The sequence below is a fragment of the Phenylobacterium soli genome, assembly GCF_003254475.1.
GTDB classification, from domain to species: domain Bacteria; phylum Pseudomonadota; class Alphaproteobacteria; order Caulobacterales; family Caulobacteraceae; genus Phenylobacterium; species Phenylobacterium soli.
Window position 1 is genome coordinate 1,690,890 of the sequence record NZ_QFYQ01000001.1, and the last position, 24,105, is coordinate 1,714,994.

At 71.0% G+C, this 24,105-nt stretch carries 25 protein-coding genes; 13 read left to right on the forward strand and 12 right to left on the reverse strand.

What is annotated here, in order from left to right; genetic code table 11:
* Positions 1-33: 33 nt before the first annotated feature.
* From DJ017_RS08435 to DJ017_RS08455, 5 genes are all read left to right on the forward strand, one after another.
* Complete coding sequence (locus DJ017_RS08435; protein ID WP_165830576.1) at positions 34-735, forward strand: Crp/Fnr family transcriptional regulator; 702 nt, start codon at positions 34-36, stop codon at positions 733-735.
* 108 nt (positions 736-843) lie between these two features.
* Positions 844-2,286 carry an MFS transporter gene (locus DJ017_RS08440; protein ID WP_111528299.1) on the forward strand — a complete coding sequence of 481 codons (1,443 nt, stop codon included), beginning with the start codon at positions 844-846 and terminating at the stop codon, positions 2,284-2,286.
* Positions 2,287-2,347: 61 nt separating this feature from the next.
* On the forward strand, positions 2,348-3,124 hold the full coding sequence (locus tag DJ017_RS08445) for a thioesterase family protein (protein WP_111528300.1): 777 nt from the start codon (positions 2,348-2,350) through the stop codon (positions 3,122-3,124).
* A 7-nt stretch (positions 3,125-3,131) separates the two neighbouring features.
* The gene (locus tag DJ017_RS08450) at positions 3,132-4,778 is read left to right on the forward strand and encodes a tetratricopeptide repeat protein (protein WP_165830577.1); all 1,647 of its coding nucleotides are present in this window, start codon (positions 3,132-3,134) and stop codon (positions 4,776-4,778) included.
* 9 nt (positions 4,779-4,787) lie between these two features.
* Positions 4,788-5,951, forward strand: a complete 1,164-nt coding sequence (locus DJ017_RS08455) for a pyridoxal phosphate-dependent aminotransferase (protein WP_111528302.1) — start codon at positions 4,788-4,790, stop codon at positions 5,949-5,951.
* A 16-nt stretch (positions 5,952-5,967) separates the two neighbouring features.
* Here DJ017_RS08455 and DJ017_RS08460 read toward each other — a convergent pair whose 3' ends face one another.
* The gene (locus tag DJ017_RS08460) at positions 5,968-6,603 is read right to left on the reverse strand and encodes a hypothetical protein (protein ID WP_111528303.1); all 636 of its coding nucleotides are present in this window, start codon (positions 6,601-6,603) and stop codon (positions 5,968-5,970) included.
* Positions 6,604-6,623: 20 nt separating this feature from the next.
* Positions 6,624-10,196 (reverse strand): hydantoinase B/oxoprolinase family protein, encoded by a 3,573-nt coding sequence (locus DJ017_RS08465; RefSeq protein ID WP_111528304.1) that lies wholly within the window; start codon positions 10,194-10,196, stop codon positions 6,624-6,626.
* A 63-nt stretch (positions 10,197-10,259) separates the two neighbouring features.
* On the opposite strand from DJ017_RS08465, the gene DJ017_RS08470 reads away from it, so the two are divergent.
* From DJ017_RS08470 to DJ017_RS08485, 4 genes are all read left to right on the forward strand, one after another.
* A complete protein-coding gene (locus DJ017_RS08470) occupies positions 10,260-10,955 on the forward strand; it encodes a molecular chaperone DjiA (RefSeq protein ID WP_111528305.1) in 696 nt (231 codons plus the stop codon).
* 116 nt (positions 10,956-11,071) lie between these two features.
* Positions 11,072-11,353, forward strand: coding sequence for a hypothetical protein (locus tag DJ017_RS08475; RefSeq protein ID WP_111528306.1), 282 nt, complete (start codon positions 11,072-11,074; stop codon positions 11,351-11,353).
* 82 nt (positions 11,354-11,435) lie between these two features.
* The gene (locus tag DJ017_RS08480; RefSeq protein ID WP_111528307.1) at positions 11,436-11,729 is read left to right on the forward strand and encodes a putative quinol monooxygenase; all 294 of its coding nucleotides are present in this window, start codon (positions 11,436-11,438) and stop codon (positions 11,727-11,729) included.
* A gap of 11 nt (positions 11,730-11,740) precedes the next feature.
* Positions 11,741-12,964 carry an acyl-CoA dehydrogenase family protein gene (locus DJ017_RS08485; RefSeq protein ID WP_111530023.1) on the forward strand — a complete coding sequence of 408 codons (1,224 nt, stop codon included), beginning with the start codon at positions 11,741-11,743 and terminating at the stop codon, positions 12,962-12,964.
* On the opposite strand, the gene DJ017_RS08490 is transcribed toward DJ017_RS08485, so the two are convergent.
* Positions 12,936-14,324, reverse strand: a complete 1,389-nt coding sequence (locus DJ017_RS08490; RefSeq protein WP_133255420.1) for a sensor histidine kinase — start codon at positions 14,322-14,324, stop codon at positions 12,936-12,938. The genes DJ017_RS08485 and DJ017_RS08490 overlap by 29 nt on opposite strands.
* A gap of 90 nt (positions 14,325-14,414) precedes the next feature.
* Positions 14,415-14,861, reverse strand: coding sequence for a CHRD domain-containing protein (locus tag DJ017_RS08495; protein WP_111528309.1), 447 nt, complete (start codon positions 14,859-14,861; stop codon positions 14,415-14,417).
* A gap of 147 nt (positions 14,862-15,008) precedes the next feature.
* Between DJ017_RS08495 and DJ017_RS08500 the strand changes: the two genes are divergently transcribed.
* Positions 15,009-15,503, forward strand: coding sequence for an RT0821/Lpp0805 family surface protein (locus DJ017_RS08500; protein ID WP_111528310.1), 495 nt, complete (start codon positions 15,009-15,011; stop codon positions 15,501-15,503).
* A gap of 83 nt (positions 15,504-15,586) precedes the next feature.
* Here DJ017_RS08500 and DJ017_RS08505 read toward each other — a convergent pair whose 3' ends face one another.
* Entirely contained in the window at positions 15,587-16,864 is a 1,278-nt protein-coding gene (locus tag DJ017_RS08505) for a cytochrome P450 (RefSeq protein WP_111528311.1), read from the reverse strand.
* A 168-nt stretch (positions 16,865-17,032) separates the two neighbouring features.
* Here DJ017_RS08505 and DJ017_RS08510 point away from each other — a divergent pair, with 168 nt between their 5' ends.
* Positions 17,033-17,503, forward strand: a complete 471-nt coding sequence (locus tag DJ017_RS08510; RefSeq protein WP_111528312.1) for a GFA family protein — start codon at positions 17,033-17,035, stop codon at positions 17,501-17,503.
* Here DJ017_RS08510 and DJ017_RS08515 read toward each other — a convergent pair.
* Positions 17,500-18,411, reverse strand: coding sequence for an SMP-30/gluconolactonase/LRE family protein (locus tag DJ017_RS08515; RefSeq protein WP_111528313.1), 912 nt, complete (start codon positions 18,409-18,411; stop codon positions 17,500-17,502). The two genes, DJ017_RS08510 and DJ017_RS08515, sit on opposite strands and share 4 nt — an antisense overlap.
* An 84-nt stretch (positions 18,412-18,495) precedes the next feature.
* On the reverse strand, positions 18,496-19,014 hold the full coding sequence (locus DJ017_RS08520; protein ID WP_111528314.1) for a dihydrofolate reductase: 519 nt from the start codon (positions 19,012-19,014) through the stop codon (positions 18,496-18,498).
* Between the two features lie 58 nt (positions 19,015-19,072).
* Between DJ017_RS08520 and DJ017_RS08525 the strand changes: the two genes are divergently transcribed.
* The gene (locus tag DJ017_RS08525) at positions 19,073-19,930 is read left to right on the forward strand and encodes a S1/P1 nuclease (protein WP_111528315.1); all 858 of its coding nucleotides are present in this window, start codon (positions 19,073-19,075) and stop codon (positions 19,928-19,930) included.
* Positions 19,931-19,937: 7 nt separating this feature from the next.
* On the opposite strand, the gene DJ017_RS08530 is transcribed toward DJ017_RS08525, so the two are convergent.
* The 3 genes from DJ017_RS08530 to DJ017_RS08540 all read right to left on the reverse strand — a co-directional run bounded on the left by DJ017_RS08530 (position 19,938) and on the right by DJ017_RS08540 (position 21,957).
* The gene (locus DJ017_RS08530; protein ID WP_111528316.1) at positions 19,938-20,402 is read right to left on the reverse strand and encodes a hypothetical protein; all 465 of its coding nucleotides are present in this window, start codon (positions 20,400-20,402) and stop codon (positions 19,938-19,940) included.
* A 66-nt stretch (positions 20,403-20,468) separates the two neighbouring features.
* Entirely contained in the window at positions 20,469-21,329 is an 861-nt protein-coding gene (locus tag DJ017_RS08535) for a thymidylate synthase (protein WP_111528317.1), read from the reverse strand.
* 85 nt (positions 21,330-21,414) lie between these two features.
* Entirely contained in the window at positions 21,415-21,957 is a 543-nt protein-coding gene (locus DJ017_RS08540) for a DUF924 family protein (RefSeq protein WP_111528318.1), read from the reverse strand.
* A 143-nt stretch (positions 21,958-22,100) separates the two neighbouring features.
* On the opposite strand from DJ017_RS08540, the gene DJ017_RS08545 reads away from it, so the two are divergent.
* The gene (locus DJ017_RS08545; RefSeq protein ID WP_111528319.1) at positions 22,101-23,087 is read left to right on the forward strand and encodes an RcnB family protein; all 987 of its coding nucleotides are present in this window, start codon (positions 22,101-22,103) and stop codon (positions 23,085-23,087) included.
* Positions 23,088-23,090: 3 nt separating this feature from the next.
* Here the strand turns inward: DJ017_RS08545 and DJ017_RS08550 are convergent, their stop codons facing one another.
* Positions 23,091-23,561, reverse strand: coding sequence for a 5' nucleotidase, NT5C type (locus tag DJ017_RS08550; protein WP_111528320.1), 471 nt, complete (start codon positions 23,559-23,561; stop codon positions 23,091-23,093).
* 43 nt (positions 23,562-23,604) lie between these two features.
* Positions 23,605-24,090, reverse strand: a complete 486-nt coding sequence (locus DJ017_RS08555) for a Fur family transcriptional regulator (RefSeq protein WP_111528321.1) — start codon at positions 24,088-24,090, stop codon at positions 23,605-23,607.
* Positions 24,091-24,105: the final 15 nt, after the last annotated feature.

Below are 24,105 nucleotides of genomic sequence, written 5' to 3' on the forward strand. Positions count from 1 at the left end.
AAGCCAAGACCCGCGTTCCGCGTTGTCCCGGCGATGCCCTGGGAGAACCATTTCCTCGACGCCCTCGATGCGGCCGATGCGGAGCGGCTCAGGCCCGACCTGGTGCTGACGGACCTCGCCCGCAACCAGCTGCTCGACGAGGCCGGGCGGCCGATGGCGCATGTTTACCTGCCGGTGGACTGCATCCTGTCGGTGCTGACGGTGATGAAGGACGGCGCCCAGGTGGAGAGCCGCACCATCGGGCGCGAGAGCGGCTATGGCCTGCTGCAGGCCCTCGGCGCGCCGATCAGCTACGAGCGGACCCTCGCCCAGGTGGCCGGCCGCGCCTGGCGCGCGCCGCTGGCCAGCCTGCGCCAGGCGGCCGAGGAGAGCTCGGCGGTGCGCGAGGCGATCGTGCGCCACGCCCAGGCCTCCCTGCTGCAGGCCGCCCAGTCGACGGCCTGCAACACCCTGCACCGGGTGGAGCAACGGCTCTGCCGCTGGCTGCTGCTGACCGAGGACCGGCTGGCCTCCGAGACCCTGCCGCTCACCCAGGAGCACCTCGCCATCATGCTTGGCGTGCAGCGCACGACGGTGACGGCGGCGGCCTCGCAACTGCAGGAGCGAGGGGTGATCGCCTATACCCGCGGCAAGATCCGGGTGATGGACCGGCCGGCCCTGACCCGCTGCGCCTGCGAGTGCTACGAGGCCATCCAGCGGGGCGCCTCGCTCATGCTGGCCGAGCCCGTGGACTGAGCCACGGCTTCGCCGCCCGCGCCGTCCTTTACGCCAGGGAAGACTTGAACATCGCCGCGCAGGCGCGCCTCATCGAAAGAAAAAAGAAGTTTCGAGGAGGAGACCACGGTGGCGGGCGGATCGACGGCCGGCGGCGGCCTGGCGCATGAGCGCCTTCCCGATGAATCCCTTCCCTTGTGGCGGACCATCGTCTTCGGCGGCGCCGGCCTGCCGATCGGGGCCCTGGCCGCGGCGCTGCTGATCTATCTGCCGCCGCACCTGGCGACCCAGCTCGGCGTGCCGCTGGTGGTGGTCGGCGGGGTGTGGGCCAGCGTGCGCCTGATCGACATCGGCTTCGACCCGATCCTCGGCATGCTGATGGACCGCACCCGCACCCCGATCGGCCGCTACCGGCCCTGGATGCTGGCCGGCGCCCCGCTGCTGATGCTGGGCATCGCCCTGCTGTTCTTCGCCCCGGTCGGGATCGGCAAGTTCTACCTGATCGGCGGGCTCCTGGTGCTCTATGCGGCGCTGTCGATCCTCGGCCTGTCGCATCCGGCGTGGGCCGCCACCCTGGCGCGCAGCTACCACGACCGGTCGCGGATCTTCGGGGTGATGGCCGCGGTCGGCATCGTCGCCCTGCTGGCGGTGCTGAGCATCCCGGTGATCGTCGCCAAACGCGGCGACAGCGGCGCGGTGCACGCCATGGGCTGGTTCCTGCTGATCCTGACGCCGATCGCCATCGGGCTCGCCGCCTGGCTCACGCCCGAACGGCAGACCCCGCGGGGCCACGGCCACAGCTTCGCCCTCGGCGATGTCTGGACGGTGCTGAAGACGCCGAACCTGCTGCGGCTCTATGCGGCGCAGCTGGCCATGGGCCTGGGGCCAGGCTGGATGAGCTCGCTCTACCTGTTCTTCGCCAAGGACTACATGGGCTTCACCAGCGCCCAGGCCTCGGTGCTGCTGCTCTTCTATGTGCTCGCGGGCCTGGCCGGGGCGCCGACGACGGCCTGGCTCGCCAACCGCATCGGCAAGCACCGAGCGATCATGGCCGTGGCCGTGGCCTATTCGGTGGGCCTCCTCACCGTGCTGCTGCCGCCGAAGGGCGTGCTCCTGAACTCGATCCCGGTGAACCTGTGGTGCGGTTTCGCCGGCGCCGGCTTCGAGATGACCATCCGCTCGATGCTGGCCGACGTCGCCGACGAGGTGCGGCTGAAGGACGGCCGCGACCGGCTCTCGCTGATCTATGCGCTGAACACCGCGGCGGCGAAGCTGGCGGCGGCGCTGGCCATCATCATCACCTTCCCGATGCTAGGGCGGCTGGGCTTCGTGCCGGCGCTGGGCCTCGGCAACTCGCCGGAAGCCATCCGGGGCCTGGGGATCATGTTCGTCGCCGGGCCGATCGGCTGCGTGATCCTCGGGGCAGTGTGCATGGTCGGCTGGAAGCTCACGGCCGAGCGGCACGCCGAGATCCGGGCGGCGCTGGAGGCGCGGGACGCCGAAGCGGCACTGGGCGCGATGGATGGCGAGCACGTGGCCGACGCCGCGGCGGCGGAAGGCCTGGTGGCATGAGTGGGCTGGCGGCTTAGAGGCTAGGCGAAGCTGGGGTGAATCGGCATAGCTGCCGGCCATTATGGCCAACACTCCATTCTTCACCGTCAAAGGGGACCATTACCTCCCCACCGAAGCCGGCAAGGGGCCGTGGAACGCAAACTCGCTGCATGGGCGGGTGATCATCGGGCTGCTGGGCCACGAGATCGAGCGGCTGCACGGCGCGCCGGAGTTCCTGCCCGCCCGGCTGACCGTCGACATGTACCGCCTGCCGGACATGTCGCCCGTCGAGATCGTCACCCGGGTGGTCCGGGAGGGCTACCGCATCAAGGTGATCGACGCCGAGTTCATCTCCGGCGGCGTCTCCGCCGGCCGCGCCACCTGCCAGCTGCTGCGCAAGACCGAGCGCCCGGAGGGCGAGGTCTGGAAGCCGCCCTCCTGGGACGTGCCGCGTCCCGAGGACATCCCGCCGCCCGAGCCGCGCACCACGCCCATGGGCGGCATGTGGTCGAGCCGGCTGATCACCGGCGGCTTCATGACCGGCGAGCGCCGACGGATGTGGATGGCCGAGGTGCGCGAGCTGGTGGAAGGCCGCCCCCTGACGCCGTTCCAGCGTGTGGCGGTCGCGGCCGATTTCGCCAGCCCCGCGGCCAACGCCGGGGACAAGGGCCTGAAGTACATCAACTCCGACGTCACCATCTATCTGCACCGCGAGCCGGTCAGCGAGTGGGTGGGCTTCGAGGTCACCGACCATGGGGACAGCCACGGCGTCGCCTTCGGCGAAACCCGGCTCTACGACGTCGACGGGCCGATCGGCATGGCGAGCTGCTGCGCCCTGGCGCAGAAGCGGAGCACCTGATCCCCGCATGACCGAGGAGCCGACCCCGCGGGAGCTCTTGGACCGGGCGGTGGCGGCGCACCGGGCGGGGCGTCTGGACGAGGCGGCGGCGCTCTACCGCGCGGTGCTGACTCAGGCGCCGGAGGAGCCCAACGCCCTGACCAACCTCGGCACGGTCGCCCTGCAACAGGGGCGACTGGACGAGGGCGTGGCCCTGATCGAGGCCTCGCTGAAGATCCGGCCGGACCAGTCCAACGCGATCAACAACCGGGCCAATGCGCTGATGACGCTCGGCCGCCTGGACGAGGCGCTGGCCGGCTTCACCCGCGCCATCGAGCTGGACGCCGGCAATGTGGAGGCGCACGCCAACCAGGCTGGCGTGCTGCGCGACCTCGGGCGGCTGAGCGAGGCGCAGGCCGCCTACGAGCGGGCGATCGCCCTGCAGCCCACCTTCCTCGACGCCCTGAACGGGCTCGCCAACACCCTCGAGGCGCTGGGCCAGGCGGAGGCCGCGGCGGGGATCTACGATCGGGCGCTGGAGCTCGCGCCGCAGGCCTGGGAGCTGCACTTCAACCGCGGCAACGCCCTGCGCGCGACCAACCGCCCGGCCGAGGCGGTGGCCGCGTATGACCGGGCCGCGGCGCTCAATCCGGCGAGCGCGGAGGTCTGGGCCAATCGCGCGGCGCCCCTGCAGGCCCTGAAGCGGCTGGACGAGGCCATGGCGTCCTGCGAGCGGGCGCTGGCGCTCGACCCGGACCACGCCAACGCCAACTGGAACAAGGCCCTGCTGCTGCTGCTCGCGGGCGACGAGGCGGCGGGCTGGCGGCAGTACGAGTGGCGCTGGCGACAGCCGTCCTTCGTCGGCACGGTCCCGCCGGAGGGGCCGCGCTGGCTCGGCGAGACGCCGCTCGACGGCAAGCGGCTGCTGATCGTCTGCGAGCAGGGGTTCGGCGACACCATCCAGATGCTGCGCTACGCGCGCGTGGCCGCGGAGCGGGCGGACGAGGTGCTGGCCATCGTCCAGCCGCCGCTCTCCGAGCTGGCGGCGAGCGTGGCGGGCATCGACCGGGTGCTGACCGGCGGCGAGCCGATCACCTACGACGCCTGGATCCCGATGATGTCGCTGCCGCACGCCTTCGGGGCGCCGCCCTACGGGACGCCGTACATGGCCGCCCCCGCGGACAAGCGGCAGGCCTGGGCCGACCGGCTGGGCCCGCGGACGCGGCCGCGCGTCGGCCTGGTGTGGTCGGGCCGGGCGAACCACGGCAACGACGCCAACCGCTCGCTGAGCCTGGCGGCCCTGGCGCCGCTGCTGGCGGCGGACGCGGACTTCATCTCCCTGCAGACGGAATACCGCGACGCGGACCGTGCGGTGCTCGCGGCCGAGCCGCGCATCCGCGACGTGTCGGGCGAGCTGGCCAGCTTCAGCGACACCGCCGGGCTGATCGAGGCGCTGGACCTGGTGATCAGCGTCGACACCTCGGTGGCGCACCTGGCCGGCGCGCTCGGCAGGCCGCTCCTGATCCTGCTGCCGTTCTCGCCGGATTTCCGCTGGCGCGCCGAAGGGCCCTCGAGCGCCTGGTATCCGAGCGCGCGGCTCCTGCGACAACCCGCCTTTGGAGCATGGGGCCCGGTGATCGCGCAGGCCCTGGAGGCGGTTCGCGACCTGCGCTAGCCAAGGGCCATGTTCCCGCCTGTCGCGCGCCCCGAGGTGCTGGCCCTCCGTTCGTCGAAGATCCGCGAGGTGGCGAACGCCGCCTGGGGCCGGGAGGGGGTGCTGCCCTTCTGGTTCGGCGAGAGCGACCGCCCGACACCGGAGTTCATCCGGGCGGCGGCGGCCGAGGCCCTGACCGCGGGGCGGACCTACTACACGCCCAACCTCGGCACGGCGGAGCTGCGCCAGGCGCTGGCCGACTATCTCACCGGCCTGCACGACCGCCCGATCGGCATGGAGCGGCTGGCGGTCACCAACTCGGGCGTCAACGCCCTGATGATCGCGGCCCAGGCGGTGGTCTCGCCCGGCGACCGGGTGGTGGTGGTCACGCCCGTCTGGCCCAATGTGGCGGAGATCCCGCGCATCCTGTCGGCCAAGCTGACGACGGTGTCGCTGGAGCCGGCGCAGGGCCGATGGCGACTCGATCTCGACCGGCTGATGGCCGCGCTGACGCCGGACACGCGGGCGCTGTTCCTGAATTCGCCGAACAATCCGACGGGCTGGACCCTGCCGGCGGAGGACCGGGCGGCGATCCTCGAGCGCTGCCGCGCGTACGGGATCTGGCTGGTGGCGGACGACGTCTACGAGCGGCTGGTGTTCGACGGGGGCGGCTGCGCGCCCTCGTTCCTGGCCGTGGCCGAGGACGGCGATCGGGTGATCGGGGCCAACTCCTTCTCCAAGGGCTGGCGGATGACCGGCTGGCGGCTCGGCTGGCTGACCCTGCCGCCGGCGCTCACCGAGGCGGTCGGCGTGCTCCTCGAATACAACACCTCCTGTGCGCCCGATTTCGTGCAGGCCGCCGCGGTCAAGGCGCTGGCCGAGGGCGAGCCGCACGTCGCCGAGTTGCGCGGCGAGCTGACGGCCGCGCGCGACCAGGTGCTGGGCGCGCTCCGGGCGATGCCCGGCGTCGAGGCGCCGGAGCCGGCGGGCGGCATGTACGCCTTCTTCCGCATCGCCGGCTGCGCGGACTCGGTGGCCCTGGCGACGGCGCTGATCGACCAGGCGGGCCTGGGCCTCGCCCCCGGCGCGGCGTTCGGCGACGAGGGCGAGGGCTGGCTGAGGTGGTGCTTCGCCCAGCGGCCGGAGAAGAACGCCGAGGGCCTGCGGCGCCTGGCGGGGTTCCTCAAGGCCTGAGGTCGGTCGGGGCGAACTAGTTCGGCTTGGCGTCGGCGCTGGGCGCGTCGGGCGCCGCCGCCGCCGCGGTGGCGGGCGCTTCGGCAGGAGCCTCGGCGGGGGTCTCGTCGCCATTGCCCCGGAACGCCGGGCCCATGAGGACGGCGCGCTTGTGGAGGCTGTCGGCGGTGGCGCTGCAGCGGGACGGCAGGGTCCAGCTCATCCATTCCTGGGCGACGCGCGCCTTGGGCGTGCTGGGCGTCACGGTCCAGATGGCGTGGCCCTTCTTCACCGCCTCGGCGCCGACGGTGTTGATCGGCCGGGCGCTGGCCTTCTCGGCGGCGGTGAGGGCGACCTGGAAGCGCTTGAGGTCGGCCTTCGCCTGCTTCTGCTGGTCGGCGTAGACCTTGAGGTCGTCGGCGAGCTTGGTCCCGGGCTTGCGGAACTCGGATTCGATGCGCGTGACCTCGGGCATCACCTCGTCGTGCAGGTCGACGTAGCCGCGCAGGGCGCCGTAACACCAGGCCACCAGCTCGTAGTCGCCGCGCGGGGCGCCGGCTGGCCAGGGGGCGTCCACAGAGTCCGCGGCGGGCGCCGGCGCGGGTTGCGCGGCGTCGGCCGCGGCGGGCGTGTCGGCGAGCAGCAGGGCAAGCGCGAAGGCGAGGGCGGGCATCAAGGCTCCTTGAGCTGGTTTCACTGGCTTGGCGTCGCCCCCGGACCGAACCCGCCGCCCCCAGGGGTTTCGATCTCGATGACGTCGCCGGCCGCCACCCGGACGGAGAAGCAGCCTGCAAGTTGTGTAGCCGCGCCGTTCGCGGCGATCAAACGCTGAGCGCCCGGCGCGCCCGGCCCGCCGCCGGCGAGGCCCTGCGGCGCGTGCTCGCGGCGCGAGGAGAGCAGGGCCGCATCCATCGGGGCGAGGAAGCGGACGCGGCGGACCACGCCGTCGCCGCCGGCCCTTGCGCCCGCGCCGCCGGAGCCGGGGCGCACGCCGAAGGCCTCGATTCGCACCGGGAAGCGCCGCTCGAGGATCTCGGGGTCGGTGAGGCGCGAGTTGGTCATGTGGCTGTGGACGGCGCTGGCCCCACCCTCGCTCGCCGTCGCGCCGACCCCGCCGCAGATGGTCTCGTAGTACTGCCGGTCCTCGTCGCCGAAGGTGAAGTTGTTCATCGAACCCTGGCTGTTGGCCATGACGCCGAGGGCCGCGTAGAGGGCGTCCACGACGTGCTGGCTGGTCTCGACGTTGCCGGCGACCACGGCGGCGGGCGGGCGCGGCGCCAGCATCGAGCCCTCGCGGGTGAGGATCTTCAGCGGCTTGAGGCAGCCGGCGTTCAGCGGGATGTCGTCGTCCACCAGGGTGCGGAAGACGTAGAGCGCCGCGGCGTCGACGATGGCCGAGGGGGCGTTGAAGTTGGAGCCGAGCTGGTCGGCCGAGGCGGTGAAGTCGAGGACCGCCTCGCCGCGGAGGGCGTCGACGGTGGTGCGCACGACGATCTCGCCGCCGCCGTCCATGGGCACGCGGGCCTCGCCGTCGGAGAGCCGGCCGAGGGCGCGGCGGACCGCATTGGCGGCGTTCTCCTGGACGAAGGTCATGTAGCGGGCGACGGCCTCGGCGCCGAAGGCCTCGATCATCGCCGCGACCGCCGCGCCGCCCGCCTGGCAAGCGGCGATCTGGGCCTTGAGGTCGGCGAGGTTGCGCGCCGGGGCGCGGGCCGGATAGCGGCCGGCGGCCAGGGCCGCGCGGGTCTCGGCCTCGAGGAAGCGCCCGGCCCGCATGATCGGCAGGGCGTCGAGCAACACCCCCTCCTCCTCGATGGTCTTGGAGAAGGGCGGCATGGAGCCAGGCTGGACGCCGCCGACGTCGGCGTGATGACCGCGGGCGGCAACGTAGAAGGCCGGTTCGGCTGCGTCAGCCGCCATGAACACCGGCATGACGACGGTGATGTCGGGCAGGTGAGTGCCGCCGGCGTAGGGGTTGTTGAGGGCGAAGGCGTCGCCGGACTTGAGGGTCGGGTGGCGGTCGCGCACGGCGCGGACCGAGGCGCCCATGGAGCCGAGGTGCACCGGCATGTGCGGGGCGTTGGCCACGAGGCCGCCGTCGGCGTCGAACAGGGCGCAGGAGAAGTCGAGCCGCTCCTTGATGTTCACCGAGTGGGCGGTCCGCTCGAGCGCCGCGCCCATGGCCTCTGCGACGCCCATGAAGCGGCGGTTGAAGAGCTCCAGGGTGACCGGGTCTGGCTTGTCGAGGGCGATGGCGGCCTGGGCGGCCGCGCCCGTGCGGGTCAGGCGGATCAGGCCATCGCCCTCGGCCGCCGCGCGCCAGCCGGGCAGCAGGGCGATCTGGGTGTCGGGCCGGACGATGAGGGCCGGTCCCTCGGTGGTGGTCAGGGTCTCGGCGGAGATCACGGGGGCGGTGCGCCACTGGCCGCCAGCGTAGAGCCGGGTCGTGTCGCCAGCTGCGGCGGCCGAAGGTCCGCCCGGAAGGCCCGCGGCCGACAGGTTGGAGGGCGCCAAGGCCTCGACCTCGACGGCGGCGATAAGGATCTGCCGGTCCCGCTCGATGAAGCCGAACAGGCGCTGGTGGGCCTCTTCGAAGGCGAGCTTCGCGGGCGTGAGGGCCGAGGCGGGGACCGGCAGCTCGGCGTCGGCCCCGTCGTAGCGCAGGCGAAGGGTGCGGCGGACTTCGCCCGCTGTGGCGCCCTGTTCGGCGAGGGCGGCGCGGGCCTCGGCCTCGACGGCGGCGAGCTGGGCCTCGGCGCGGACGAGGCCTCCTTCATCGAGGGGAGCCTCGAGGCCCGCCTGGCGCAGGGCGCTGACCTCGGCCTGGCCGATGCCCCAGGCGGAGAGGACGCTGCCGTAGCGCGGGCAGAGGACCTCGGCCACGCCGAGCGCCTCGGCGGTCTGGCAGGCCACCTGGCCGGCGGCGCCGCCGAAGGCGACGAGGGCGTGCTGGCGCGGGTCGAAGCCGCGCTCGGTGGAGATGCGGCGCACGGCCTGGGCCATCTGCTCGACGGCGACGGCGAGGAAGCCTTCAGCGGCGGTCTCGACGTCCGGCGCGGCCATGGCTTGCGCCAGCTCGGAGAGACGGGCGCGGGCGGCGGCGGGATCGAGGGGCGCGTCGCCCCGCGGGCCGAAGATCTCGGGGAAGAAGCGCGGGTCGAGGCGGCCGAGGACGAGGTTGGCGTCGGTGACGGCGGCGGGTCCGCCGCGGCCGTAGCAGGCCGGGCCCGGATCGGCGCCGGCGCTCATCGGGCCGGCGCGGGCGCGGTCGCCGTCGAAGGTGAGGATCGAGCCGCCGCCGGCGGCCACGGTCTCGACGTCGAGCATGGGGGCGCGCAGCTTCACCCCGGCGACGCGGGCCTGGTCGCGGCGCTCGAGCTGGCCGGCGTAGCGGCAGACGTCGGTGGAGGTGCCGCCCATGTCGAAGCCGAGCGCGGCCGGGGCCCTGGCCTGGACGGCGGTGCGGGCGACGCCGACCACGCCGCCGGCGGGCCCGGAGACCACGGCGTCGCGGCCGCGGAAGCTCTCGGCGCGCACCAGGCCGCCGGCCGAGGTCATGAAATAGAGCGGCGCGCCGGCCACCGCGCGGGCCACCCGCTGCACGTAGGCCTGCAGCACCGGCGTGAGATAGGCGTCGGCGACCGTTGTCTCGGCGCGCGGGATGAACCGCGGCAGGGGGGAGACCTCGTGGCTCAGGGCGACGAACTGGAGACCCGCAGCGCGGGCGATCTCGCCCGCCAGGCGCTCGTGGTCGCCGCAGAGGTCGGAATGCAGGAAGGCGATGGCGGCGGAGGTGAAGCCTTGGGCCACCGCGGCGGCGAGGTCGGCCTCCAGGCGCTGGCGGTCGAGCGCGGTGACCACCTGGCCGTCGGCGTCGAGGCGCTCGCGGGCCTCGACGACGCCCGCGTACAGCGCGGCGGGGCGATGGACGTGCAGGGCGAAGAGGTCCGGCCGGGCCTGGTCGCCGATGGCCAGGGCGTCGGCGAAGCCTTCGGTGGTGACGAGGAGGGTCTTGGCGCCGTCGCGCTCGAGCAGGGCGTTGGTGGCGACCGTAGTGCCCATCTTGATCGCCTCGACCCGGGCAGCGGGAAAGGGCGCGCCGGGCGCGGCGCCGAGGATGCGGCGCATGGCCTCCACCGCGGCGTCCTCGTAGGCCGGCGAGGCGGAGAGCAGTTTCAGCGAGGTCTCGGCGCCGTCGGAGGCGTGGCCGATCACGTCGGTGAACGTGCCGCCCCTGTCGATCCAGAAACTCCAGCGCCTGTCCAAAACTTAACGTCCCACAGAATTGTGTTCGCCCGCCATCGGGCTTAAGCCTGCCCCTTAGTCAACATGAGCTTCTGGCGCAAAATCGCTGGCCTCGCGGTGAAGAACCTGGACGAGGCCGAATGTCCGGACTGTCCGGCCGGTCTGCCCGGGGAGGATCCTGCCTTCTCGACGGCGGTGACGGCGCTTGGGGCCAAGCTCGCCAAGGCCGACGGCAAGGCCCAGGCCAGCGAATACGATGCTTTCTCCGAAGTGTTCCAGCCCGACCCGGGCTCGGAGGGCAATGTCCGGCGCCTCTACCAGCTCGCCCGGCAGACGACCCGCGGGTTCGAGAGCTATGCCCGACGGCTGGCCAAGCGCTACCGCCATTGCCCGCAGCTCCTGGAGGACGTGCTCGACGGCCTGTTTTACATCGCCGGCGCCGACGGGGCGGTGACCCACGAGGAGCTGACGTACCTGGAGCGGGTGGGCGAGCTGTTCGGCTTCTCGCCGCTGGTGTTCCGCCGGCTGAAGGCGACGCACCTCGGGGCCGACAACGACGATCCCTACACCGTGCTCGGCGTGCGGCACGACGCCACGGACGAGCAGCTGCGGGCGGCCTGGAAGGCGCAGCTCGCCGAGGCCCATCCCGACCGCGCCCGCGCCCGCGGCCTGCCCACCGAGTTCATCGAGGTGGCGGAAGCCAAGGCGGCGGCCATCAACGCCGCCTTCGACGCGGCCATGCGCGAAAGGCGGGCGATGGCGCTCGCCGGCGCCGCATAAAGGCCACCAAGCCGCGCCATGGGTAACATCCGCGTTTGTCCTAGGTTGACGTGTGGAACCCTGAGGCAGACATATCTCGTTATGGCCCACGCCTCCGGGCCCAAGGAAAAGCCGCCATGGTGAAGCAATTCGCCGCCCGTCACGGATCCGCCCTGCGCAGCCTGGCCGCCATCGGGGCGACGCTCGCCGCCGCGGCGGCTGTGGTCGTCGGCGCGGTCCTGGCGGTGGTGTTCGCCGCCACGGTCGCGGTGATCGCGATCATGTCCAGCGCCCTGCTGGCGCTCGCCGGCCTGGCCCTGCGCGCCCGCCGCACCGCCCGGCGCGACGACGGCGTCATCGAAGCCCGCCACCTCGGCGGCCACCACTGGGTGGCCTACGGCTGGAACGAGCGCTCTTAACGGCCTTCCCTCAGCGTCACGCTTGAGAGTCCGCGCGCCGGGCTCTACCGTCCCCATTCAAACATTCGTTGGGAGGTAAGGCATGACCATCGGCGTGATCGCGACGCTCAAGATCCAGGACGGCAAGGGCCCCGAGTTCGAGGCGTTCTTCACCGAGCTCGCCAAGCAGGTGCGCGCCAATGAGCCGGGCAACCTCGCCTACCAGCTCACCAAGAGCCGCACCGAGCCCAACACCTACAAGGTGCTCGAGCTCTATAAGGATCAGGACGCCCTGACCCACCACGGCGGCACGGACTACTTCAAGGCGGCCGGCGCCAAGTTCGGCGCGGTGCTCGGCGGTCGTCCTGAGATCGAGTACCTCGACGGCGTGGGCTGAAGCCGATGGCCATGGACCTGGATTTCAGCCCTGAGGACCTGAAGTTCCGCGACGAGGTGCGGGCCTTCATCTCCGAGGCGTACGGCGACGACATGCGGGCCCACATGGCCCAGTCGAAGAACCACCACCTCAACAAGGCTGGCCAGGTCCGCTGGCTGAAGCGCCTGAACGACAGGGGTTGGATCGCGCCCGACTGGCCCGTCGAGTACGGCGGCACCGGCTGGAGCCTGACCCAGAAGTACATCTTCGAGATGGAGATGGCCCTGGCGGGCGCACCTTCGACGTCCAACATGGGCCTGAAGATGTGCGCGCCGGTGATCATGGCGTTCGGCACCGACGCGCAGAAGAAGCAGCACCTGCCGAAGATCTTCTCCACCGACGTCTGGTGGTGCCAGGGCTATTCGGAACCGGGCGCGGGCTCCGACCTCGCCTCCCTGGCGCTGAAGGCCGAGCGCGACGGCGACCACTATGTGCTGTCGGGCTCGAAGATCTGGACGACCTACGCCCAGTGGGCGGACTGGATGTTCTGCCTCGTGCGGACCAGCCAGGAGTCCATCAAGCAGATGGGCATCTCCTTCCTGCTGCTCGACATGAAGACCCCGGGGATCGAGATCGTCCCCCTGCCGACCCTCGACGGGCCGCGCGAGGGCGACCAGGAGATCAACCAGGTCTTCTTCGACAACGTGCGGGTGCCGGTCGCCAACCGGATCGGCGAGGAAGGCCAGGGCTGGACCTACGCCAAGTACCTGCTGCAGTTCGAGCGCGGCTCGGCCTATGCGCCGGGCCTCACCGAGATGCTGAACAAGGTCAAGAAGATCGCCAAGCTGGAGCGCGACGACCGCGGCGGCCGGATGATCGACGACCCGGACTTCCGCAAGAAGCTCTCCGAGGCCGAGATCAAGACCGAGGCGCTCAACGCCACCGAGCTTCGGGTCTTCGCCGGGCGCGCCAACGGCGAGGCGATGGGGGCGGTGTCCTCCATGCTGAAGCTGGAGGGCAGCCAGATGCAGCAGACGATGACCGAACTGGCGCTCGAGGCGGCGGGGATCTACGCCGCGCCCTTCGTGCAGGACACCTGGGCCGAGATCGAGGGGCGGACCAACGCCCCGCGCGCCGGCCCCGACTACGCCGCCACGGTCGCGCCGATGTACTTCAACTACCGCAAGACCTCGATCTACGCCGGATCCAACGAGATCCAGCACAACATCATGGCCAAGATGGTGCTGGGACTCTGACCGGCTCCTCCGCGGCCGGCTGGTCCGGCCGCGGGAACACCAGGGTGAAGCGGAGGCCTTCGGCGGCATAGTCGAAGGCCGCCCGACCCTTCAGATCGCCGCGGGCGAGCTTGCTGATGAGACGCGTCCCGAAACCCGTGCGCGTGGGCTGACGCGCCGGAGGCCCGCCGCGTTCGGTCCACGCGAGGCAGACCTCGCGACCCTCGACCCGCCAGTCGACGGCGATGGCGCCGTCCGCGGAGAGCGCGCCGTGCTTGGCCGCATTGGTCGCCAACTCGTGCAGCACCAGACCCATGGCCAGGGCCGCGCCGGACGGCAGGGCGACGTCGGGGCCAGAGAGGCTCACCCGACCCCCGAAGCCCTGCAGTTCGCGACCGACGATCTCGGCGAGCCCGGCGCTCGACCAGGCGCGGGCGGTCAGCACGTCGTGGGTGCGGGCGAGCGACACCAGGCGGCCCTCGAAGGTGTCGAGGAAAGTCGGCAGGTCGGGCGACACCCGGCCGGTCTGCACGGCGATCGACTGCACGGTGGCGAGGTTGTTCTTCACCCGGTGGTTCAGCTCGGCGAGCAGCAGGCGCTCCTGCTCGCGCGCCTGGACCTCGGCGGTGATGTCGAGGGTGGTGCCGAGCACGCGCACCGCGCGGCCGCAGTCGTCGAAGAGCACCTGGCCGGAACTGCGCAGAGAGCGTCCCTCGCGGGTGCGGTGCACGGTGGTGTAGGCGCCGCCGTTGTGGCCCGCGAGGGCGGCGCGGTAGGCGGCGTGGGCGGCCTCGGCGTCCTCCGGGTGCAGGCGCGAGCTGTAGAGGGCGAAGTCGATCGCCCCCTCGGCCGGCACGCCGTAGAGGTCGCGCATGCGCCGGTCCCAGATCACGCGGTCCTCGGCGATCCGATATTCCCAAAGGCCCAGATGGGTGGCCTCCATGGCGACCTTCAGGCGCTGGCGCTCCTCCGCCGCCTGGATCTCGGCGGACTTGCGGGCGCTGATGTCGACGAGGACGAAGCCGACGCGCGGCAGCCTTCCGGGCAGGGGCGAGAAGGTGCCGAGATACCAGCCCGTCCGGCCCGCATGCTCGAAGGCGTATTCGAGCGTCACCGTCTTCTGGTGTTCCCAGACGTGGCTTAGCGTGGTCATGCGCCGGTCGATCTGCTCGCGCGTGACCTGCAGCTCGCGGCCCGTACGGCCGATCATTTCGGCCGGCGCCATGCCGTAGAAGGCGGCGGTGTTCCGATTGAGCGCCAGGTAGCGATAGTCGTCGTCCAGCAGCTCGAAGACGCCGGCAAACACGTCGGCGGCGTTGAACATCGCCGCCAGCAGGCCCTCGGCCGCGCCCTCGACAGAAATCAGGCTTGTTGGGCTCACCCCAAATTCCCTCGCCAGCCGTGGCAAAGCCTAGGCCTCTAATCCGCAGGACCGCCAGCCCCGGAGGGCCGGCGGGCTGTCATGTCGCAACTATTTGGAGAGCTGTCCGCGGATCGCGCCCGCCTTGAAGGCGTCGGAGTGGACGTTGACGTAGTAGGCGCCGGGGTTCTGGATCAGGTCCTTGGCCAGGGCGGCGTCGGCGCTCGCGCAGCCCTTGCTGTGGCCGGTGGCGTCCGGCGGGGTGAGCGCCAGGGCCACGGGACCGGCCTCGGCCGTGCCGCCCTTGTGGATGTGGGCCATGGTGGGCTGGGCGAGGTTCTCCACCATCAGGTCCCAGCAGACCTGGTTCTGGCCCAGGTTCACCGTGACGTGGGCCATGCCGGTCGCCTTGGCGTCGCCGGGCGTCGGCTTCTCGTTGGCGCCGTTGAGGCTGGCCATCAGCGGCCGGCCGCCGGTCTCGTGGGCGGGCTTGGCGAGGGCGGTCGGGGCGGCGAGGCCGGATGCGAGCGCGGCCAGAAGAACGACCCTGGTCGTCATGATTGTATCCTCCCTGGTCCCCCGACCTGGGACGGCGATTGGAGCCTTCGGCGCGCGGCCCGTCAATGGCGCGGCTTTGCGCCAGCTCAAGGCGAAGCTTTACCGACGCGTGCAGCGTGCCGCCATCTTTGGCAGGAGCATCCGACCATGACCGCCCTCAAGACCCTCGCCGCGGGGCTCTGCGCCCTGACCCTGTCCGGAGCGCTCGCCGGCTGCGAGACGCTCGGCGACATGAGCGACCGGGAGATGACCGGCACGATTGTCGGCGGCGCGCTCGGCGGCGTCGTCGGCTCGCAGTTCGGCGGCCGCCACACCGACCGGGCGATGATGACCGGCCTCGGCGTGGCGCTCGGCGCCTATGTGGGCAACCGAATCGGCCACGCCATGGACGAGCGCGACATGGCCCGTCACGACCAGGCCGCCCAGGAGGCCATGTGGTCCCATCGCTCGGGCCAGCCCTACGCCTGGCAGGGCGACAACGCCTCCGGCCGGGTCGCGCCCATGGCCGACGCCTACCGCGACCGCGACGGCCGCTCCTGCCGCCGGTTCAACGACACGGTGACCTTCCGCGACGGCTATCGCCGCAGCGTCGAGGGCACGGCGTGCCTGAACGCCGACGGCCAGTGGGTGGTGGTGGGCTGAAACGAAAAGCGGCCTCCGCTGAGCGCGGAGGCCGACGTTCGAGATGGATCCCGGCCTGCGCGGGGACCAGTCCGCTTGGCGGCTCAGTTCCGGGTCGGGATGACGACCGGCAGGTGCTCGTAGCCGTGCACGAACGAGGAGTAGATCCGCTTCGGCTGGCCGACGACCTCGATGCGCGGGAAGCGCTTGAGGATCTCTTCCCAGATGATCTTGAGCTGCAGCTCGGCCAGGCGGTTGCCCACGCAGCGGTGGATGCCGAAGCCGAAGGAGATGTGGCGGCGGGGGTTCGGGCGCTCGATCCAGTAGTCGTTCGGACGCTCGATCACTTCCTCATCGCGGTTGCCCGAGATGTACCACATGGCGACCTTGTCGCCTTCCTTGATCTTCTTGCCGCCGATCTCGATGTCCTGCAGGGCGCGGCGACGCATGTAGGCCAGGGGCGTCTGCCAGCGGATGGTCTCGGAGACCATATTCGGGATCATCGACGGGTTGGCGCGCAGGATGCGGTCCTGCTCGGGGTTCTGGTTGAGGGCGTAGATCGAGCCGGAGATGGTGTTCCGGGTCGTGTCGTTGCCGCCGACGATCAGCAGGATGAGGTTCCCGAGGTACTCCATGCGGTCCATGTTCTTGGTGGACTCGCCATGGGCCAGCATCGAGATCAGGTCCGGACCCGGGGCGGCCTTGGAGCGCTCGTCCCAGAGGCGCTGGAAGTAGTCGACGCACTCAAACAGCGCCATGCGGCGCTTCTGCTCGAACTCCTCCGGGTCGGTGGTGCCGAGGATGCCGCTCTCCGGCGCCGCGGTGGCCACGTCCGACCAGAAGGTCAGCTTGCGGCGGTCTTCCCAGGGGAAGTCGAAGAGGGTGGCGAGCGTCATGGTGGTGAGCTCGATGGACACCTTGTCGACCCAGTCGATCTCCTCGCCGATGGGCAGGTCGTCGAGGATCTTGGCGGCGCGCTCGCGGATGACCGGCTCAAGGCGCGCGAGGTTCGGCGGGGCGACGATCGGGCTGACCGTCTTGCGCTGCTCATCGTGCTTGGGCGGGTCCATGGCGATGAACATGGGCAGGGTGAAGTCTTCGTCCGGATCCGGCAGGACGATGGTCGGGATCGACGAGAAGACCTGGTGGTTGGTGTCCACCGCCATGATGTCGTTGTACTTGGTGATCGACCAATAGCCGCCGACCTGCTCCTCGGGCGAGGTCGCCCAGTGCACCGGGTTCTCCTTGCGCAGGCGCTCGAAGTAGGGGTGCCAGGTGTCCGTCCGGAAGAGCTCCGGATTGGAGGGGTCGATCTCCTCGATCGGCATGGAATAGGCCGCCTCGCGCGCGGCGCGTTGGATGTCGATGGAGCCGTCGTCCATGGTCTTCCTCCTCCGAGGCCGGGCGTAAGGGGGAGCCAGCCTTCCGTGAAACCCGAACGATGATCTGCCTGAGGCGGGGAGTCAAGAAAATGACGTGGGCGTCAAGTTTGTGAAAGCGGACCCTTGCGGACATCATGCTGGCAGCAGGACGGGCCTAGGTTGAACCCCATGAGCGAATTCACCGGAGGGTGCGCCTGCGGCGCGGTTCGGTACCGGCTGACGTCGGGCCCGATGTTCGTCCATTGCTGCCACTGCCAGGACTGCCAGCGGCAGGCCGGCTCGGCGTTCGCCGCCAACGCCCTGATCGAGACCGACCGCATCGTGATCGAACAGGGCAGGACGAGCGCCTATCCGATGCCGACGGACTCCGGGTGGCCGCACGACATCCACCGCTGCGAGGCCTGCGGCACGGCCCTGTGGTCGGACTACGGCCGGCGGCCGGCGATCCGCTTCGTGCGGGCGACGACGCTCGACGACCGCGGCGCGCTGGAGCCGGACGTTCACATCTTCACCCGCTCCAAGCTGCCGTGGGTGCGGCTGGCGGAGGGGGCGCGGGTCTTCGAGGTCTATTACGACATGCGGCGAGAATGGCCGCCCGAGAGCCTGGAACGGCGGCGGGCGGCCCTGGGCGACGTCTAGGCGTTGAAGTTGAGCTTCAGGCCCGGACGCGGCCAGCGGCACTTGTAGAGCTTGCCGGTGGAGGAGGCGGTAATCCAGGCGTCCATCATGTAGTCGCCGCCGAAGCAGATGTTGGTGCAGATCAGGTCCGGGAACGGGAAGTGCTCGGTCGTCCCGTTCGGGTCGAAGGCGGTGATGCCGCCGTTGATGATGGTGGCGACGCAGACCTTGCCCGAGGCCTCGACGGCGAGGCTGTCGAGGAGCTGGTAGTCCGGCAGGTTGCAGATCACCCGGCCCGGGGCGAAGCCCGGCGGCGGCGTCAGAACGCCCGGCTGGGCGATGTCGAAGCCCCAGAGCCGGCCGAGGTTGGTGTCGGCCACATAGACCACCTTCTCGTCCGGCGAGAGACCGACGCCGTTGGGCGAGATCAGGTGGTCGCGCTGGCGGCTGATCATGCTGCCGTCGGTCTTGGCGTAGTAGAGGCCGCCGTACTTCTTGCCCTCCGGCGTGGAGCAGCCGTGGTCGGTGAACCAGACGCCGCCCTGCTTGTCGAAGACGAGGTCGTTGGGCCCGATCAGGCGCTTGCCCTCGCAGGAATCGTAGACGGTCTCGAGCTTGCCGGTCTTGAAGTCATAGCGCTGCAGCGAGCCGCCGGTGTGCGAGGGCGGCGTCGGGCCGGGGATCACCAGGCCCTGGTTGTCCAGCCATTCGAAGGAGCCGCCGTTGTTGGTAATCCAGATCGCGCCGTCCGGGCCGATGGCCGCCCCGTTCGGGCCGCCGGGGACGTCGCAGACCTTCTCCTTGCGCCCGTCCGGATAGACGCGGGTCAGGCGCTGGCCCTTGATCTCGGTGAGGATCACCGAGCCATCGGCCATGGCGATCGGGCCCTCGGGGAATTCGAGGCCTTCGGTGACGAGCTGGATATCCATGGCGGCGGTCTCTCTCCCGGTTCGTTATCGTTGATCGGTTGGGCGCGACTATAGCCGTGCGACGTGGCGGAATGGGAAGAGGCTTCAGCGCCGTTCCAGCACCCGGAAGGTGAAGGCGTACTGATCGGTCTCGGAGGCCGGGTGGTGCTCGCGGCGCACCTCGCGCCAGCGGCTCTCGTCGATCGGCGAAAGGGTGACGTCGCCCTCGGCGTCGGCGTCGACCTCGGTGAGGTAGAGGCGCTGGGCCTTGGCGAGCGCCAGTTCGAAGAGAGAGGCGCCGCCGATCACGCAGACCTCCTCGGCGCCGTCCTCGGCGGCCTGCTCGCGGGCGATCTGTACGGCCTCGGAGAAGTCCTCGACGACCACCGCGCCCGCCGCTTCGTAGCTCTGGTCGCGGGTCAGGACGATGTTGGTGCGGCCGGGCAGGGGCTTCTTCGGCAGGCTCTCCCAGGTCTTGCGGCCCATGATCACCGGCTTGCCCATCGTGAGCGCCTTGAAGAGCGCCATGTCGGACTTCAGCCGCCAGGGCAGGGCGCCGTCCTTGCCGATGACGCCGTTGCGGTCGCGGGCGATCGGGCCGGCGGTGAGGATCACGTGAGCCATGGGCCGGTTCTAGCCGGACGGCGTGGCAGCGTCACCGGGCGGCCGCTATAGAAAGGGCATGCGCCGCATCGCCCTCACCGCCGCCCTCGCCCTTCTGCTCCTGCCGGCGCCCGCGCTCGCCTGGACCAACGAGGGGCACCAGATCGTCGCCCGCCTCGCCTACGAGCAGCTGACGCCCAAGGCGAAGGCCGCCTACGACGCCCTGATGAAGGCCGCGCCCGGGCAGGCGACGCCCTCCTGTCCGGCGGCGACGCCCGAGGACGTCGGCGTCTGGGCCGACTGCGTGCGGCCGCTGAAGGAGCGGTTCGATTACCTGGCCCCGTTCCACTACGAGCACCGGGCGCTGTGCGAGAAGCCGGACCCGAAGCTGACCTGCGCCGACGGCAAGTGCGTCACCGCCGAGGTCCCCCGCGCCGAGACGGTGCTGAAGGACAAGGCGCGGCCCGCGACCGAGCGGCTGCTGGCGCTCGAGGAGCTGGTGCACTTCATCGCCGACCTGCACCAGCCGCTGCACACCGCCGACCATGTCGACGACGGCGGGTGGTTCGTCGCCGTCGAAGGCAAGGTGGAAGGTCAGGCCCTCAGCAAGAACCTGCACCTCGTCTGGGACGACGACGTGGTGCGCTCGGCGCTGGGCGCCGATCCGGCCAAGGCCGACGACCAGCTCCGGCCGCTGATGAGGGCGAAGGCCAAGGCCTGGTCCGGCGGCGAGGTCGAGGACTGGGTGAGCGAGAGCTTCGACCTGGCCAGGACCTATGCCTACGGCCAGCTTCCCGCGCCGCCGGCCTGCGGCAAGGTGGCTGGCAAGCAGGCGCTGCCGGAAAGCTATCTGAAGGGCGCGGCCCCGATCGTGCGCGAGCGGCTGGTCAAGGCCTCGCTGCGGCTGGCCAAGGTGCTGAACCGCGACCTCGGCTAGGCGTCGGTCACTTGCCGGTCGGCACCCCAGCTTCGCGCAAGATCGCTTCCAACTGCGACTTGTCGAACATGGCGCCGAGCTTGTTCATCTGGGCGAGCGCGTGCGGCTCGGAGAGCATGTTGCGCCCTGCGACCTGACCGAGAAGCTGGAATCCGTAGTCGAAGGCGGCGGGGCCTTCGTACTTCATCGCGGCGATGGTTTGCGTGCGGCAGTCCTTCAGAATGAGGCGCTCGAAGAGCTCGACGACGGATTTGTTGTAGGCGTCACGCTGGGCTTCGGTGACCGTGGACAGCGCCTTCAAGTCAGGATTGGCTGAGGCAGCCGCGAAGAGCCATTGCACGAGGGTGGTCTGATCCTTCGGCGACGCGGAGGCGACCAGGCACTTCCCGAAATCGTCCGAATAGGGGCCGGCCCACGCCACGGCAGGGGCGAGCACGGCGGCGGCAATGGCCGCGATAGCGAAGCGTTTCATTCAATTCCCCCCATGGCCGCGTGGCGCGGCGGGATCAACCGTAGCGGGAATTGTGCTCGGAGGCCATCAAACCGCGATGGGGGCCGAGATGCTCGGGTGGGCCTTGTAGCCCTCGAGCTGGAAGTCCTCGTACTCGAAGGCGAAGAGGTCGCGCTTGTCGGCGACCCGCAAAGTCGGCAGGGGCAGGGGCTCGCGGCCGAGCTGCTCGCGCGCCTGGTCGAGGTGATTCAGGTAGAGGTGCGCGTCGCCGAGGGTGTGGACGAACTCGCCCGGCTCGTAGCCCGTCACCTTGGCCATCATCAGGGTGAGCAGGGCGTAGCTGGCGATGTTGAACGGCACACCGAGGAAGACGTCGGCCGAGCGCTGGTAGAGCTGGCAGGAGAGCTTGCCGCCTCCTGTTTCGCTTGGGGCGACGAAGAACTGGAACAGGCAGTGGCAGGGCGGCAGGGCCATGTCGTCGACGTCGGCCGGGTTCCAGGCCGAGACGATGTGGCGGCGCGAATTCGGGTTGGTCTTGAGGCTTTCGACGACGCCGGCGATCTGGTCGATGACGCGGCCGTCGGGCGCGGTCCAGGAGCGCCACTGCTTGCCGTAGACCGGGCCGAGCTCGCCCTGCTCATCCGCCCATTCGTCCCAGATGCTGACGCCGCGCTCCTGCAGCCAGCGGACATTGGTGTCGCCGCGCAGGAACCACAGCAGCTCCAGGATTATCGACTTGCGGTGCAGCTTCTTGGTGGTGAGGAGCGGGAAGCCCTTGGCAAGGTCGAACCGCATCTGGCGGCCGAAGACGCCGAGCGTGCCGGTGCCCGTGCGGTCGCCGCGCTGGACGCCGTTGGCCAGGATGTCGGCCAGGAGGTCGAGGTACTGCCGCTCGGGATGATCCTGGGCGGCCTCGGGGCGCTCGGCGATGGCGACGTGGGCGTTCATTGGCGATGAGGGTCGCCCAGCAAGTGATTCGCGAACAGAGGGCGCAGGGTCGCGCTCCACAGCCTCCGGCCAATCGTCCCCAGCTTCAGCCCGCGAAGCCGCCGTCGTCGAGGAAGGCCTGCTCGTCGGGCGTCGTGACGCGGCCGAGGGCGGCGTTGCGGTGCGGGAAGCGGCCGAAGCGGTCGATGATGTCGCGGTGGATCTCGGCCCACTTCAGCGTGTCGGCGTCGGCATGGGCGGCGCACAGGCGCACCGACTCGGCCTGGTCCTTCGGATCCTCCGAATGCTCGAACGGCAGGAAGAAGAAGGGGACGAGCTCGGCCTCGACCTCCTTGTGGAAGCCCTGCCCGACGGCGGCGCGGGCGATCGCACGGGCCTTGGGGTCGGTGGCGTAGGAATGGGCCGAGCCGCGGTAGAGGTTGCGGGGGAACTGGTCGAGGAGGATGAGCAGGGCGAGCGCGCCCTCGGCGGCGCCGGCCCAGGCGTCGTACTCGCCGCGGGCGGCGGCGTGGTGGACGGGCTCGAACTTCAGGCGGATCGCGGCGTCGAATTTCGCCGACTTCTTGAACCACTGCTTGGGGCCCGCTTCGCGCCAGAAGTGCAGGATGTCGTTGGGCGTGGCGGTCACGGGCGGCTCCGGTCAGGCTGGACGGCACAGTTGGTGCAGTCGCAGGCTCGTTCAAGCCCGGTTCAGCCGAACTGGCGCAGGTCTGGTGGCCGAGAGGACGTTTTTGTGAGCCCGAGAACCGGCCTCACGAGGTTCGAAGAGAGATGAAGACCAAGATCGCGGCCGCCAAGATCGCATCCCTGGCCGCCCTGCTGCTGGCGGGCAGCGCCACCGCGGCCCTGGCTCAGGAGCAGACCGGCCGCGAGGACCGCGGCGACCGGCCCTTCCGTCCGCACGGCCAGGAGCACGTGCGGCCGCAGCAGCAGCAGCAGCAGCAGCAGCCCCAGGGCTTCCGGCCGCAGCCTCAGGTCCAGGCGCCGGCCCAGCCGCCCGCGCCGCCGCAGCCCCAGGCCGCGCCCCAGGCGCGCGAGCCGCGCAGCTTCGGTCCCGGCGTCCGCACAGAAGGGCCGCGCCGGCCGCAGAACGACGGCGGCGCGGCGCGCCATCCCGGCCGCTGGAGGGACACCGAGGGCGACGACACCAGCCAGGGCCTTTCCGGGCCGGACCGGGCGGACCAGGAGGATCGGCAGGAGCTGCGCGACTGGCGCCGCTACAACGGCGGCCGCACGCCGGGCGTCGAGGATCAGCGCCGGCCCGAGCCGCGGCGGCCCAACGAGCATGTCCGCGAGTCCGACCGCCGCACCCACGACGGCGCGCCCGGCGGGGTGTGGGACCGCGATCGCGACCGCGACCAGAACAGGCAGGGCGACTGGCAGAGGGACCGCCAGGGCGACCGGCGTGGAGACCCGCGCGACGGCGGCCGCTGGGATCGCGAGCACGCCCGTGACCGCGACCACCGCGATCGCCCGCAATGGCGCCCCGGCGTCTGGCCTCACGCCTACGAGAGCCATCGCCGCTTCCGCGCGCCGGCCTATCGCCGTCCGCCGCACTTCTACGTGCACGTCTGGAGCTTCGGCGACATCCTGCCGCCGACCTGGTACGGGCCGGAGTATGTGCTGTGGGACTGGTGGGCCTACGATCTGCCGGCCCCGCCCTACGGCTACGACTGGGTGCGGGTGGGCGACGACGCCCTGCTGGTGGACGACTTCACCGGCCGTGTCGTGCAGGTGGTCCGCGGCCTTTTCTGGTAGCGGCTAGAGATACCCGAGGGCGTGGAGCTGCTCGATCGAGCGCTTCGCGTCCTTGTGGTGGATGAAGATCCCGCCCTCGTTTTCCCAGAGGTGGCGGTGCTTGTCGCGGTCGTCGACCAGCACGTCGCCAGGATGCCGGTGCTCGTGCTTCAGGGCCGCCATGGTGGTGATCACCGGCACGTCCGGGAAGTGGCGGGCGGCCCAGCGGCGCTTCTGCGGCTCGGCCCAGTTTCCGCGCGGCATGCCGGTGAGGATCACGGGGTTCCGGTGGCGGACCGCCTCGTAGAGCTCCATGGCGTCGGGCATCAGCGGCAGGGAGCCGAAGAAGTCGGCGGTGCGCGCCAGCCGCTTCCAGAATTCGCCCGAACCGTAGCGCTTCTCGAACTGGGCGGGCGGCAGGCCGAGGATGGCTTCGGCGCCCTTGTCGAAATCGGCCAAGACCCCGTCGCAATCGAGGAAGATCTGTCTGCGCATGGGTCGGGTCAACGCGCGCCGGCGAGGGCCGGTTCAGCCGCGCTCACGCGCGCCGGCACGCCGGGCAGAGGCCGCGCGCTTCCAGGGTGATGGTGGTGACCTCGTAGCCGGCCGCCTCGGCCGCGGCGCGCTGGGCGGAGAAGTCCGGCTCGAACTCCTCGGCCGCCCCGCAGCAGTCGCAGATCAGGAAGGCGGCCTGGTGGCCCTCGCCCTCGCGCCGGCAGGGGACGTAGGCGTTGAGGCTCTCGATACGGTGCGCGAAGCCGAGGCGCTCGAGGAACTCCAGGGCGCGATAGACGGTGGGCGGCTTGGCGGGCTCGCCGCTGGCCCCGAAGGCGGCGATCAGGTCGTAGGCCTTCAACGGGGCGTCGGCCTCCAGCAGCAGCTCCAGCACACGCCGGCGGGGCGAGGTCAGGCGCTCCTGGATCTCGCCGCAACGGCGCTCGGCCTCGACCAGGGCATGGCGCAGGGCGTGGCCCTTCAGCCCCGGATGGACGTGGTCGTCGTGCTGGCACGTGGCCGTGTGCATGGCTTTCCAGCTAAC